This window comes from Ignavigranum ruoffiae (assembly GCF_023195815.2).
Lineage (GTDB): Bacteria > Bacillota > Bacilli > Lactobacillales > Aerococcaceae > Ignavigranum > Ignavigranum ruoffiae.
Genome location: NZ_CP096206.2, coordinates 1320062 through 1333171, shown reverse-complemented (window position 1 = coordinate 1333171; position 13110 = coordinate 1320062). Strand labels below are relative to the sequence as shown.

At 37.1% G+C, this 13110-nt stretch carries 13 protein-coding genes and 1 tRNA gene; 9 read left to right on the top strand and 5 right to left on the bottom strand.

Annotated elements, in window-relative coordinates; genetic code table 11:
- Positions 1-76 precede the first annotated feature (76 nt).
- The 4 genes from M0R79_RS09285 (at position 77) to M0R79_RS06305 (ending at position 2929) form a co-directional block, all read left to right on the top strand.
- Positions 77-664 (top strand): helix-turn-helix domain-containing protein, encoded by a 588-nt coding sequence (locus tag M0R79_RS09285; RefSeq protein ID WP_310795404.1) that lies wholly within the window; start codon positions 77-79, stop codon positions 662-664.
- Positions 568-1503, top strand: a complete 936-nt coding sequence (locus M0R79_RS06315; RefSeq protein WP_310795419.1) for an IS3 family transposase — start codon at positions 568-570, stop codon at positions 1501-1503. Before M0R79_RS09285 ends, M0R79_RS06315 begins: the two co-directional genes overlap by 97 nt.
- A gap of 424 nt (positions 1504-1927) precedes the next feature.
- Complete coding sequence (locus M0R79_RS06310) at positions 1928-2128, top strand: hypothetical protein (protein WP_248415961.1); 201 nt, start codon at positions 1928-1930, stop codon at positions 2126-2128.
- Positions 2129-2644: 516 nt separating this feature from the next.
- On the top strand, positions 2645-2929 hold the full coding sequence (locus M0R79_RS06305; protein WP_248415962.1) for a DUF7675 family protein: 285 nt from the start codon (positions 2645-2647) through the stop codon (positions 2927-2929).
- Between the two features lie 344 nt (positions 2930-3273).
- Here the strand turns inward: M0R79_RS06305 and M0R79_RS09280 are convergent, their stop codons facing one another.
- The 5 genes from M0R79_RS09280 to M0R79_RS06285 all read right to left on the bottom strand — a co-directional run bounded on the left by M0R79_RS09280 (position 3274) and on the right by M0R79_RS06285 (position 7038).
- The gene (locus M0R79_RS09280) at positions 3274-4149 is read right to left on the bottom strand and encodes an IS3 family transposase (RefSeq protein WP_310795421.1); all 876 of its coding nucleotides are present in this window, start codon (positions 4147-4149) and stop codon (positions 3274-3276) included.
- Positions 4113-4700: a helix-turn-helix domain-containing protein gene (locus tag M0R79_RS09275; RefSeq protein ID WP_310795404.1), complete on the bottom strand. Its 588-nt coding sequence runs from the start codon at positions 4698-4700 to the stop codon at positions 4113-4115. Before M0R79_RS09275 ends, M0R79_RS09280 begins: the two co-directional genes overlap by 37 nt.
- 202 nt (positions 4701-4902) lie before the next feature.
- Positions 4903-4975: transfer RNA gene (locus tag M0R79_RS06295), tRNA-Arg, on the bottom strand.
- Positions 4976-5191: 216 nt separating this feature from the next.
- Complete coding sequence (locus M0R79_RS06290; RefSeq protein WP_248415963.1) at positions 5192-6133, bottom strand: DDE-type integrase/transposase/recombinase; 942 nt, start codon at positions 6131-6133, stop codon at positions 5192-5194.
- Positions 6134-6462: 329 nt separating this feature from the next.
- A complete protein-coding gene (locus tag M0R79_RS06285; protein ID WP_248415964.1) occupies positions 6463-7038 on the bottom strand; it encodes a hypothetical protein in 576 nt (191 codons plus the stop codon).
- Positions 7039-7232: 194 nt separating this feature from the next.
- Between M0R79_RS06285 and M0R79_RS06280 the strand changes: the two genes are divergently transcribed.
- The 5 genes from M0R79_RS06280 (at position 7233) to M0R79_RS06260 (ending at position 13011) form a co-directional block, all read left to right on the top strand.
- The gene (locus M0R79_RS06280; RefSeq protein ID WP_248415965.1) at positions 7233-9008 is read left to right on the top strand and encodes an ABC transporter ATP-binding protein; all 1776 of its coding nucleotides are present in this window, start codon (positions 7233-7235) and stop codon (positions 9006-9008) included.
- Positions 8989-10776, top strand: coding sequence for an ABC transporter ATP-binding protein (locus M0R79_RS06275; protein WP_248415966.1), 1788 nt, complete (start codon positions 8989-8991; stop codon positions 10774-10776). The genes M0R79_RS06280 and M0R79_RS06275 overlap by 20 nt, the downstream gene beginning before the upstream one ends.
- A 529-nt stretch (positions 10777-11305) precedes the next feature.
- Positions 11306-11986 (top strand): IS6-like element ISS1N family transposase, encoded by a 681-nt coding sequence (locus M0R79_RS06270; RefSeq protein WP_002319817.1) that lies wholly within the window; start codon positions 11306-11308, stop codon positions 11984-11986.
- A gap of 27 nt (positions 11987-12013) precedes the next feature.
- Positions 12014-12208, top strand: coding sequence for a hypothetical protein (locus M0R79_RS06265; RefSeq protein ID WP_248415967.1), 195 nt, complete (start codon positions 12014-12016; stop codon positions 12206-12208).
- 458 nt (positions 12209-12666) lie between these two features.
- The gene (locus M0R79_RS06260) at positions 12667-13011 is read left to right on the top strand and encodes a GNAT family N-acetyltransferase (RefSeq protein ID WP_310795422.1); all 345 of its coding nucleotides are present in this window, start codon (positions 12667-12669) and stop codon (positions 13009-13011) included.
- Positions 13012-13110 lie beyond the last annotated feature (99 nt).

Below are 13110 nucleotides of genomic sequence, written 5' to 3'. Positions count from 1 at the left end.
AGCACACTAATAACTTACAGTTGTGTACTGACCCCCTAAAGTTGGACCGAATGATCCAACTTTAGGGGGTATTTGTATGGCTAAATATAGTTTAGAATTTAAAATGAAAATTGTATCCGAATATCTTTCTGGAACCATCGGGATGAAGACGTTGACGAAGAAATATAAGATTAAATCCTCCCAAGAATTAAGAACCTGGGTGAACGCTTATAAAACTTTAGGAATAAAAGGGTTAATGCGCTCTCGAAAAAATAAGACATACAGTGTAAACTTTAAGTTAAAAGCAATCACTTTGTATGAAGCCAGTGAGAAATCCTATCAAGATGTGGCGAATGAATTGGGATTGAATAATCCTTCACTGATTCCTAGATGGCGTCAAGAGTATCATAACCACGGGATTGAAGGTCTTTCTCGCAAACCAGGGAGGCCACCAATGTCTAAGCAAGAACGAACGAGCAGAGAAAAACGAACTTCTTCTATTCCATTGAAGATAACGGATCTAGAGTGGGCAAATAAACGAATTGAAGAACTTGAGTATGAATTAAAGATGCAAACGATAAAAAATGAATACTTGGAAATGCTAAGGAGCTTGCGGCAACAGAAAGCAATGAAGACAAAGCAAGAATCATCCACAAGCTCCGACAACAAGAAAGATTTACTTTAGCTGAGATTCTTGCGGCGATTGATTTTCCTAAATCCACTTATATGTATTGGCAAGCTCATTGGAAAAAATCAGATCCAGACCAAAAAGTCAAAGATGCCATCTTGTTGATTCGTAAGAAACATCCGAATTACGGCTATCGTCGGATTCATGCGACCCTTGTTAACCAAGGGTGGCACATTAATAAAAAGAAAGTCCAACGTCTCTGTCAAGTATTAAAGATTCAGGTTAAAAACTTCGGACGTAAATATCGAAAATACAATAGTTACAAGGGAGTCCTAGGACGGATTGCTCCTAACCGGATGAATCGAAGATTTGAGACGTCCATCCCTAGACAAAAGATTACTACGGATACGACCGAATTCAAATATTATGAAGAAGATCATTCTGGTAAACTTCAAGTTAAGAAAATGTATTTAGATCCTTTTATGGATCTGTATAATCTAGAAATCATTAGTTTTAAAGTATCTTCTCAACCGAATCGGATCACGATGATTGAGGCGTTGAAAGAAGCTTTAGAAGCATCGAAAGAATGCGCCTATCGACGAACCTTCCACTCAGATCGTGGCTGGGCTTATCAAATGAAGGAATATCAGGCGTTACTAGTAGAACATCAAGTATTCCAAAGTATGTCGCGTAAAGGGAATTGTTATGATAATGCCCCGATCGAAAATTTCTTTAGTGTGATGAAACAGGAGATGTATTATGGGAAAATATATCGAAGTTACAAGGAATTAGAAACTGCAATCACAGATTACATTCAGTATTATAACGAAGAACGAATTAAAGAAAAATTGAATTGGCTAAGTCCTGTGGCATATAGAAAAGCGCAAGCGGCTTAACAATTTATCATTAAACCAAAAGAGAGACAAACACAAAATAGTGTTCATCTCTCTGGTCCAACTATTTGGGGTCACTCTATTGTAAGATGTTAGATGTGCCTTTTTAATATTTATTTTTAGGAGGTGTTTTTGATTGGCCCCCTTAGGAAGGAGTGGTAATGTTAGGTAATAGGATTAAATTTGGCAATTAAATTAAAACCCTACTTCCTTAATCCGAGGTGCGGTAATTTTTTGATATAAAAAACAAATCCAAAATTGGATACTTCACTAATAGTTAATTAAGCATAAGATACTAAACAGAATATAAAAATACATTTATTGTGGAAAGTGTAGTAGTATAGTTGAGAGTGTTGAGAGTCTGAATAATAAATATATTTTATAACTTGGCAGGTTTTTAGAGATTTGCAACAAGGAAGGAATAAAGATGCGAATAAAAAAAGTTTGGGGCAAGAAAGTTATTATAGAATCTGCGGATGGAAAAATCTTTAGGGGAAAAGTGACCGATTATATATATCCTGAAGATAATGAAAATGACAAGGAAAGTATTATTGTTGATGCAATTGGTCACCTATATCCTTATGAATTTTATGAGGACGATATAATAAAAATAGAGATTATTGAATAAAGGAGATATTTTTGTCGCACTTATTATTGCAATTCATCGGTTAAAATGATTTTGAAATAGACATAAGAAAGTAAAAAAAGATAGAGATATGCAATCGATTAGTTAAGATTTATAGTCTAAATTAGACTAGTCTATTCTATACCTTTTTTAATCATCTATAAGGGGGCAAATTTTACGCCACACTCAATATTTTACTCCAAATCAAAATAAATCAAATTTGTATGAAAGCATTATGTTGTCAATAATTATGAGGGGTATTGATTGATTCTTAAGGTTAGTTATATACCGAGTGGGGGCATACCACCCCACCGTTGGTTGCTCGGGACTTCACACCGTACTGCACATTTTTTCTCGCGCCAATACATATCACAAAAAAGAAGTCAAAAATGGATCTAATGGGAAAAGAATATCTTGAAAAAGCTATTTAATCAATGCCGACTCGCTTAATGAAAGCGATGCATTCCAAAAATTTTAGGTTTATTAATACAACAATGGAAAAGAAGGGAGTTGATGATTATGTTAAATGATATTCAAAAAATAGAGGATGAGGATGATGACACAATGATTATTTATGAAAATGAGTTTGATGGATATTCAGATTTTTATAAAGAAACTCCTGAAAATAATATTTATCTAATAGACGAACTACAAGATGGTCAAATAGTTTTAGGTAAATTTCTTTTTAGTTTTGATATGGAAACAATATACAATTTTTGGTCAGACTATCCACATAAGTTGTCTGATAAGCAAATAAAAATGTTTAAAGAAGAGTTTCCAGAGATGGCAAAACTTAAACCGTAATTTTTTATTTTTAGGAGGTGTTTTTGATTGGCACCCTTAGAAAGGGGGGATAATAATAGATAAAAAAATTAAATTTGGCGATCAAAAAACCTACTTACTTAATTGGAGGCAGGTTAATTTTTTGTTTTAAATAAAATATGTATAAGTTGGCGGATTTTATAATCAACTTAGCCACCGCTAAAAAATAATAAAAGCCATGTAAATTCATGTTATATTATTATCTTGGGCTTTTTTATAAAAAAAAGGCTAGCCTATGCTAGTCCTTTAGAGTGACCCCAAATAGTTGGACCAGAGAGATGAACACTATTTTGTGTTTGTCTCTCTTTTGGTTTAATGATAAATTGTTAAGCCGCTTGCGCTTTTCTATATGCCACAGGACTTAGCCAATTCAATTTTTCTTTAATTCGTTCTTCGTTATAATACTGAATGTAATCTGTGATTGCAGTTTCTAATTCCTTGTAACTTCGATATATTTTCCCATAATACATCTCCTGTTTCATCACACTAAAGAAATTTTCGATCGGGGCATTATCATAACAATTCCCTTTACGCGACATACTTTGGAATACTTGATGTTCTACTAGTAACGCCTGATATTCCTTCATTTGATAAGCCCAGCCACGATCTGAGTGGAAGGTTCGTCGATAGGCGCATTCTTTCGATGCTTCTAAAGCTTCTTTCAACGCCTCAATCATCGTGATCCGATTCGGTTGAGAAGATACTTTAAAACTAATGATTTCTAGATTATACAGATCCATAAAAGGATCTAAATACATTTTCTTAACTTGAAGTTTACCAGAATGATCTTCTTCATAATATTTGAATTCGGTCGTATCCGTAGTAATCTTTTGTCTAGGGATGGACGTCTCAAATCTTCGATTCATCCGGTTAGGAGCAATCCGTCCTAGGACTCCCTTGTAACTATTGTATTTTCGATATTTACGTCCGAAGTTTTTAACCTGAATCTTTAATACTTGACAGAGACGTTGGACTTTCTTTTTATTAATGTGCCACCCTTGGTTAACAAGGGTCGCATGAATCCGACGATAGCCGTAATTCGGATGTTTCTTACGAATCAACAAGATGGCATCTTTGACTTTTTGGTCTGGATCTGATTTTTTCCAATGAGCTTGCCAATACATATAAGTGGATTTAGGAAAATCAATCGCCGCAAGAATCTCAGCTAAAGTAAATCTTTCTTGTTGTCGGAGCTTGTGGATGATTCTTGCTTTGTCTTCATTGCTTTCTGTTGCCGCAAGCTCCTTAGCATTTCCAAGTATTCATTTTTTATCGTTTGCATCTTTAATTCATACTCAAGTTCTTCAATTCGTTTATTTGCCCACTCTAGATCCGTTATCTTCAATGGAATAGAAGAAGTTCGTTTTTCTCTGCTCGTTCGTTCTTGCTTAGACATTGGTGGCCTCCCTGGTTTGCGAGAAAGACCTTCAATCCCGTGGTTATGATACTCTTGACGCCATCTAGGAATCAGTGAAGGATTATTCAATCCCAATTCATTCGCCACATCTTGATAGGATTTCTCACTGGCTTCATACAAAGTGATTGCTTTTAACTTAAAGTTTACACTGTATGTCTTATTTTTTCGAGAGCGCATTAACCCTTTTATTCCTAAAGTTTTATAAGCGTTCACCCAGGTTCTTAATTCTTGGGAGGATTTAATCTTATATTTCTTCGTCAACGTCTTCATCCCGATGGTTCCAGAAAGATATTCGGATACAATTTTCATTTTAAATTCTAAACTATATTTAGCCATACAAATACCCCCTAAAGTTGGATCATTCGGTCCAACTTTAGGGGGTCAGTACACTTTGATTTTGTCTGGGGAGCAATTATTTATCACCTTTTTTATCCTCCTTATCCTCCCTTTCATAATCATTTATTTGAATGAAGTTTTCTGAATAAAGGCTTATTATCAAGGTTCATCGGGTGTTTTGATATGTAATAAAGTCTAATTATATACCGAGCGGGAATTGAACCCGCATCTTCAGCTTAGGAGGCTGGAGCTCTATCCAATTGAGCTATCGGTATCTGATTTATCTATCATATCATATTTCGAAGTAAAAATAATTAGATTTGTGAAAAATATTATTAAAATCTCTAGAGTTGTCAAACATATGTTACAAATATAGAAAACTTCTGATGCTGGCCGAGCCTATCATTCAATCATCTTTTTCCTGGGGACGGTCAAGGAGGAAAGCACCGCGATCCTTGACCGTCCCCAGGAAAAAGATAAACTGGTTAAGGCTAGGACATCGTCGTCTCAAAATATTCTTTAACCACTTCATTCGGGCTTTTAAAGTTTAATTGTTTGCGATGAACGTTATTCCCGCGGTTTATGTAACGTTGATGGGCCGCGATCAACTGGGCTTCTGAATCAAATACACGACCATAAATGCGTTCACTATCTTCTCGATGACTCCGTTCTACAATGCCATTTTGCCATGGAGAGTAAGGTCGGGTGCGTTGATAACGAATCCCTTTCATGGCTAGCACTTCTTCAAATACACTGAGCTGTTGGGTATCATGCATTGAGTTTGTAAATTCTGACCCATTATCGGTTTGAATGGTGTCGATCTTAAAACCAAATTTGTCTTCTAAATCAATGAGAAAGGTCGCCGTATGCGTCACACTTTTTTCGTCAACAATTTTACAGACTCGTTTTCGACTGTATTCGTCGATGGCTGTGATTTGATAATAACGTTTCCCATGGCTATCCCAACGAATACACTGTTGAGGAACATATTTGATATCGATTTGGACCTTTTCACCCGGATATGTGACGAGATGAGGACGCCAGTTTGTTTTCGGATAGGTCTTTTTGACCGGTTTCTCGTTGCGATTCCAACCTCTTAGGCGCACTTGCTTACACATCGAGTCATAGCTTCGGGTGTATCCTTGACGACGGCATTGAACGTATACCTCGGCAAGTCCTTCATGACCATACCGTTGATATTTTTGTTGAATGATTTCAAGTTCTTTAGGACGATGCTGATTCGGATGGGAATGGGGTCGGCGACTCTTTAATCGTAAACTATCCCAACTGCCATCGTAGCGATCCCGCCAACGTTTCACATTCTGGCGGCTCGTATGATATCGTCTAGCGGCCGCTGCATTGTTATTATATTTTATCGCATATTCGACAACTTTTTTCCGATAGCGCATTTCTTCTGTTATAATGAGTTTCATAGGAAGCTCCTTTCACTGTTCTGCTCAAACATAGTGTATCAGAAGCTTCCTATTTTTTTATGTTTTTTTGTCACATATGTATTATCGTCTAACATTTGTGAAAATTATTATTAAAATCACGGCCAGGACAATCAAAACATTACATTTTATTTATGATTAGATTGGTCCTTTATTAGCATCAGTTTGCTTAGAAATATTAATAGCACAGACAAAGAGCGAATATTTATCGATTAAGGTTTGTAGGGTCTAGGCTTGCTAGCTCTCCCTTGACAGATAAATACTCGCTTTATTTTTGTAATATTTACATAGAATCTTTACGGAATTATACCTTATTTTTCGTACTCACTAATATAAGCATCTAAGCTTAAGTCTCCATCATTCACTAAGAGTTTATAGGAGTAGAGGTAGTCTTTAGGATAGATAATCATGAACACTTGGCTAGCCCCGGGTTGGATTTTCTTATCCCAATTAAATTCTTTACTGATGGCCATTTGATTATCGCCATCTTCATATAAAGGATAGATTGTCCAATCATTGACAGCTTTATCGTCCTGACCGTCGGAAATCTCAACAGTGAACAAGTTTTCTAAAGCACTGAAAGGATCAACCTCTTCATCGGATTGATTGGTATACTCGAACACCCAAGCATTATAGACATTGGCAATATAGTAGCGCCCCTTAGAGAGAAATTCAATTTTGGCTTGGTCATCTTCATATTCATTTTCATCTTTGGCATCTAAATCTTTTAAGATAAAACCGTTACTGGCTCGATAAAGATCGTCAATCTTATCATTTAATTCTAATTCAATCTTGATTAAGTCTTCTTCAATTTGGTCAGTATCTTGTGCCGAAACAAGGGGGGTCATGGACGTAGCTAGTAGAGTCAATAATAGCAGTTTTTTCATCGGGGCTCCTCCTTAAAAAAAGATAATGGTATTCGCTAATGCTTAATTTGAGTATACCCGAGGTTTAGCCATTTGCAAAAAGAATTGCTTCTATAATATAGAAAGAATAGTTCGAATATTTGTTCTACCTGACAGATTATTATAAAATAATGAGTAAGAGATGAAATAAAATATACTAAGACAAGGAGCAAAGTATGTTTGCAATATTTAAGAAATTAGCCTGGTTTTTTAAACTCAGGTGGAAGACCTATTTACTCGCAATTAGTGGTTTGATTGCTTGTGCGATTTTGTCAGCCATGATCCCGCTAATTATTGGGAATGCTGTGGATGAGATGGCACGTGGGGTCCTCAGTCAAGATGCCTTATATCGCTATATATTCCTCTTGCTTGCCATTGGCTTATTAATGTACGGTCTACGTTATATGTGGCGGAATAATTTATTTGGGAATTCGACCCGTTTGGAAGCCATTTTGCGTAATCGATTGTTTGATCACTTTACCAAGATGGACCAGGAGTTCTATTCTGAGTATCGAACGGGTGATTTGATGGCTCATGCGACCAATGATTTGGCCTCATTGCGTTTTGTGGCTGGGGGTGGCATTCTTACCTTAACTGATTCCTTATCAATTACAGTGGTCACACTTTTTTCTATGGTATTTCTAATAGATTGGAAATTAACTTTATATACGATTTTGCCTTTTCCGCTATTAATTCTGGTGGCGCGTTACATGGGTCAATTGATTAACCGCTATTACCGACAAGCTTTAGAAGCTTTCTCACAGATGAATGATCGTGTTCAAGAATCGATCGCGGGGATGAAAGTGATTAAAGCCTTTGGCGAAGAAGAAGCTGATTATCAGGATTTTCATGGCGAAACACAGAATGTTGTCGCCAAGAATCGGCAAGTTTATAAGATTGATTCGGCGTATACACCGAGTATTGATATGATTACCGGTTTAACTTATGTATTGACTATATTTTTTGGGACTTATTTTGTCCAAAGTGGACGAATTTCCATTGGTCAATTGGTTGCTTATTTTTCTTATTTAGGGAATATGACTTGGCCTTTATTGGCGGTAGGACGTTTGGTTAATACCATGGAGCGGGGCAATGCTTCCTATGATCGAATTACCGATTTATTGGCAACAACGGCTCGCGTTGAGAATGATCCTCATCCATTGAATGGCTTAGCTTACCAATCACTTCAAGTCAAGATCGATGAATTTACCTATCCTGGGGCCGAGCGACCTAGCTTAACTGATCTGTCGTTTGATTTAACAGAAGGTCAAAGTCTAGGTTTGGTTGGTCGGACGGGCTCTGGTAAGTCGACGATCTTTAATTTATTAGTCCGTAATTATGATTTAGAGCAGGGGGCTATCTTATACGATGGTCAAGATATTAAGCGGATTGATCTGCATGAATTAAATCGAAAAGTCGGCTATATATCACAGAACAATTTACTTTTCTCCACGACGGTACGTGATAATATTCGTTTTGGCCGGCCAGAAATGGATGAAGTTGAAGTAGAAAAATATGCAAAGATTGCTGAAGTACATGAAGATATTCTTTCTTTTCCTGAGGGGTATGATACTTTGGTGGGTGAACGTGGAGTTAGTTTGTCAGGGGGACAAAAACAACGGATTTCTATAGCGCGTACCCTTGCCATTGAACCTACGATTTTAATCATGGATGATGCCTTATCGGCGGTCGATGCCAAGACCGAACAAAAAATATTGAGTAATCTCAGAAGCTATCGTCAGTCAGGCATTACCATCATTGCTACGCACCGCTTATCTTCTATCATGCGGGCCGATGAGATTCTGGTCTTAGATGATGGCAGGGTTAGTGAACGGGGTAGCCACGAGGAATTGTTAGCAAATCGTGCTTGGTACGAGAATATGTTTAATCAACAACAATTAGAGGCTAAGTTAGCAGAAAGGGGCGACGAAGATGAATCAGAAATCGGCTAAGAAAACTAGTTTTTCCCTTCGCGAACAAGCTCAGATTCTGAAATATTTATTCGGTTTCGCCCGCAAACACCTTAAATGGTTTATCTTGTCTATTCTTTTGATGGTACTGGCTTCAGCATTCTCGGCTTATCTGCCAGTGATTATTCAACGCTACATTGACCAATATCTAGCCAAAGGAACAGCGACGACGAGCATTACTTTAAGAGTGGCCTTGACCTACTTGTCGATCTTAACGGTCCGCCTCGTGGTGGTTTATTATAAGGACTTTACTTTTAAGATTGCTTCGGAGCAGACAGTAGCAGATATGCGCGACACTATTTATCATAAGATCGGCGCATTGAGTATGGATTATTTCAACAAGACCCCTAATGGAGAAGTCGTCTCCAGGATTACTAATGATACTGAAACGATTAAGGAATTCTGGAATGTCTTTCTCACTTTCTTTGATGGCTTTATTAATGCGTTTATGATTGGGATTGCCATGTTTTCATTATCCGTGTCTTTATCTTGGGTTTTCATGGCTTTTATTCCCTTGGTCATTATTTTGGTGTATGTCTATCAACGGATATCAACCAGAGTTTATCGACGAATGCGCCGAGCCCTCAGTCGGGTGAATGCCCAGATTTCTGAATCGACGATGGGCATGTGGTTGATTCAGCAATTTAACCAGACTGAGCGGATGAAGGCCGAATTTAACGAGATTAACCAAGATTATGTGACAGCTCGCAAGAACATGTTTAAGATGAATGCCATCTTTCTGATGCCTGCGGTTAATTTGATTGAGCAAGTTGTCTTGGTTCTAGTGATTTGGATTTTTGGTCAAGAACTCTTGGCCGGGCGTGCCTTGGATATCGGGCTTATCTATGCCTTTACCTCGTATTCTAAATCATTCTTCCATCCGATTGGAAGCATGTTGGATTCATTATCAATCTATCAAGATGGTTTAGTTTCAGCCTCAAGAGGGATGTATCTGATGAACAACCCGATGATTGATCCGCAACAAGCTTCTGAAACAGTTGATCAAACCATTCAGGGGCAGGTTGAAATTAATGATCTTACTTTTGCCTATGATGGCAAGCATAATGTCCTAAGAAATATTGATATTGAAGCTAAACCAGGACAAATGATTGCTATTGTAGGTCATACTGGTTCTGGGAAGTCTACGATTATTAATCTGTTGATGCGCTTCTATGAATATGAACAAGGCCAGATTATGATTGATGACCAGTCGATTCGTGATTATTCTAAAGGGGCGTTGCGGCAGGACATCGGCTTGGTTCAACAAGATGCGTTTATGTTTTATGGAAATTTCATCGATAACATTCGTCTACACGGCGATTATAGCGATGAAGAAGTCAAAGCAGCCGCTCATTTCACCGGTGCTGATCATTTTATTAATGAATTAGAAGAGGATTATCAAACAATAATCTCTGAAGGCGGGACCTCGCTGTCAGCCGGGCAGAAGCAATTGATTAATATTTCGCGGACTATCTTGCGTAAACCGCAAATTTTAATCCTTGATGAAGCGACGGCCAATATTGATACTGAGACAGAACAATACATCCAGGCAAGCTTAGACAAGATTCGCCAGCAATCAACCCTTATTGTGATTGCCCACCGCTTGTCGACCATTAAGAATGCGGATCAAATCTATGTCCTCCATCGAGGAAAAGTGATTGAAGCTGGTCGCCATGACGAATTAATCGCTCAAGAAGGGACCTATTATGATATGTATCGACTGCAAACCCTGCAAGGTTTGAATCATTAATATAGTGGATGAATTTTAATTGAACATTTGAATGTATATTATCTTATGGCCTGAATCTGATTTTGATAACCATGATGGAGTCAATTTAATATTTACGGAAACAATTAACGATCGAATATTTACTTACGAGGATCCCTAAAGCGCTATTGGATTTAATAGGCGAGACTGTGATGCGTGTGTGGTCTCGGTCCAGTCCAATTTAAGTCTTAATAACGGAGGTGGAGTGGGTAAATATTCGCTTTTTTTATTTAATTATGAAATTCAGCGCTCATTTGAACAATTTATCTTTACTTTTCTTTAGAAGCCGATATGATAAATTTATAAAGACTTACAGAGGTATCTTGCCTCAATTTTGAAGTGTTTTTTTGATTAGTAGGGAGTTTGCCTGTCTTTTAATTGAGGTGAATTAAAATGAAAGCGATTGTAATCTATCAAACAAAATATGGTTCTTGCCGAGGTTCTGTTGCAAAGTTTTCCAAAAAATCTATTTTAGTGTAAAATTGAGAAAAAAGACAGAGAGGACAGAGTAATGAATCATTTTAAAGGCAAACAATTCAAAAAAGACGTCATTATTGTCGCTGTTGGTTACTACCTGCGTTACAATCTAAGCTATCGTGAAGTTCAGGAATTGTTATATGATCGTGGAATAAATGTTTGTCATACTACGATTTATCGTTGGGTGCAAGAGTACAGCAAAGTCCTCTATTATCTTTGGAAGAAGAAAAATAGACAATCCTTCTATTCATGGAAAATGGACGAAACCTATATCAAAATTAAGGGACGTTGGCATTATCTTTATCGTGCAATTGATGCGGACGGCTTAACCTTAGATATCTGGTTACGAAAGAAACGGGATACGCAAGCAGCCTATGCTTTCTTAAAACGACTCCATAAACAGTTTGGTGAGCCGAAAGCAATTGTGACCGATAAAGCACCTTCTCTTGGCTCCGCCTTTAGAAAGTTACAGAGTGTGGGTTTATATACTAAGACAGAGCACCGAACTGTGAAGTATCTTAACAATTTAATAGAACAAGACCATCGACCTATTAAACGACGAAATAAATTTTATCAAAGTCTCCGTACAGCCTCTTCCACGATTAAGGGCATGGAGACCATTCGAGGAATATATAAAAAGAACCGAAGAAATGGAACGCTCTTCGGCTTTTCGGTGTCTACTGAAATCAAGGTATTAATGGGAATAACAGCCTAAGATATTTGGAGTTCAGAGAGGGCGCGTTTGATTTTCAAACTTCGCAACAGAACCGAAAAGACGATCTATTGTTATGTCGCAGAATATAATACAAAATTTGGTCAACGCATTCATAAAGGATTCGGCAAAGTTCACTATGAGCTCATGTCCTTGCTTGAGCAAAATTTACCCGTCTATCAAGCGTGTTTAACCCAAACAGCCATGGACACGCAAGCTTCTTAATAGTAGCCCCTAGCGCCCTATGGTTGATTCCCTCGCATTGTCGATATGTTTTATATGGATAGCGACTGAATTCATAGTAGGGGGTTATAAAACATATCGACAATGCGAGGTTGAAGGAACATTCATAAATTGAATAAGTGTTTACAATCTTCATGAGAAGGTTACACAAGAAATTTGACACTGCCATAATCTTGATATCAATTTACAGATTAAGGAAATCAACTTCATAAATTTTTAAGCAAAAAATAGATAAGGATAATAAAGACTCTATTAACTGATTTTCAACGATACAATGTTACTCTAATTCTACTAAGCAATGAGGAGAGGTCTTGTTTTTATTGTATTTTAAGGCATAATTTTTAACTAAGAATTTCAGAAAGGATGATGAAGTTGAGAAAATTTGATGAAAAGAGCTTGCCAACTGTTGACCAGATTCTAGCCTTGTATGATTCAGTGGGCTGGTCAATTTATACCAAGAATATAGATCGCTTATATCTTGGATTGAAAGAGAGCCTATATCGTTCTCTGTCTATGAGGATCAGAAGCTGATTGCTTTATTACGCGCCGTGAGGGATGGACAGACTATTGTGTTTATTCAAGATTTATTAGTTGATCCGGTTTATCAAGGACAAGGGATTGGTCGAGCATTAATTCAAAGAGTTATCGAGAAGTATAAAGATGTCTACCAAATCCACTTGTTAACCGACCGATCAAGTCATCAAGCCAATGCCTTCTATCGAGCGATGAACTTTACCCCAGTTAGCGAAGTAGATTGTATTGCTTATATTTATGTTAAACAATAAAGCAAAGCTAAGTAAATTAATGAATATTATTTATATTTTTAAGAGATCCTGTATTAAATAGTGTTTTTATAATATCGTATATTAAAACCTAGTTCTATA

What these genes read in the sequence shown, in the direction of transcription:
- M0R79_RS06305 (WP_248415962.1), top strand. Translation starts at nt 2,645, where the DNA reads ATGTTAAATGATATTCAAAAAATAGAGGATGAGGATGATGACACAATG.
- M0R79_RS06275 (WP_248415966.1), top strand. Translation starts at nt 8,989, where the DNA reads ATGAATCAGAAATCGGCTAAGAAAACTAGTTTTTCCCTTCGCGAACAA.
- M0R79_RS06285 (WP_248415964.1), bottom strand. Translation starts at nt 7,038, where the DNA reads ATGAAAAAACTGCTATTATTGACTCTACTAGCTACGTCCATGACCCCC.
- M0R79_RS09275 (WP_310795404.1), bottom strand. Translation starts at nt 4,700, where the DNA reads ATGGCTAAATATAGTTTAGAATTTAAAATGAAAATTGTATCCGAATAT.
- M0R79_RS06270 (WP_002319817.1), top strand. Translation starts at nt 11,306, where the DNA reads ATGAATCATTTTAAAGGCAAACAATTCAAAAAAGACGTCATTATTGTC.
- M0R79_RS06310 (WP_248415961.1), top strand. Translation starts at nt 1,928, where the DNA reads ATGCGAATAAAAAAAGTTTGGGGCAAGAAAGTTATTATAGAATCTGCG.
- M0R79_RS06280 (WP_248415965.1), top strand. Translation starts at nt 7,233, where the DNA reads ATGTTTGCAATATTTAAGAAATTAGCCTGGTTTTTTAAACTCAGGTGG.
- M0R79_RS09285 (WP_310795404.1), top strand. Translation starts at nt 77, where the DNA reads ATGGCTAAATATAGTTTAGAATTTAAAATGAAAATTGTATCCGAATAT.
- M0R79_RS06290 (WP_248415963.1), bottom strand. Translation starts at nt 6,133, where the DNA reads ATGAAACTCATTATAACAGAAGAAATGCGCTATCGGAAAAAAGTTGTC.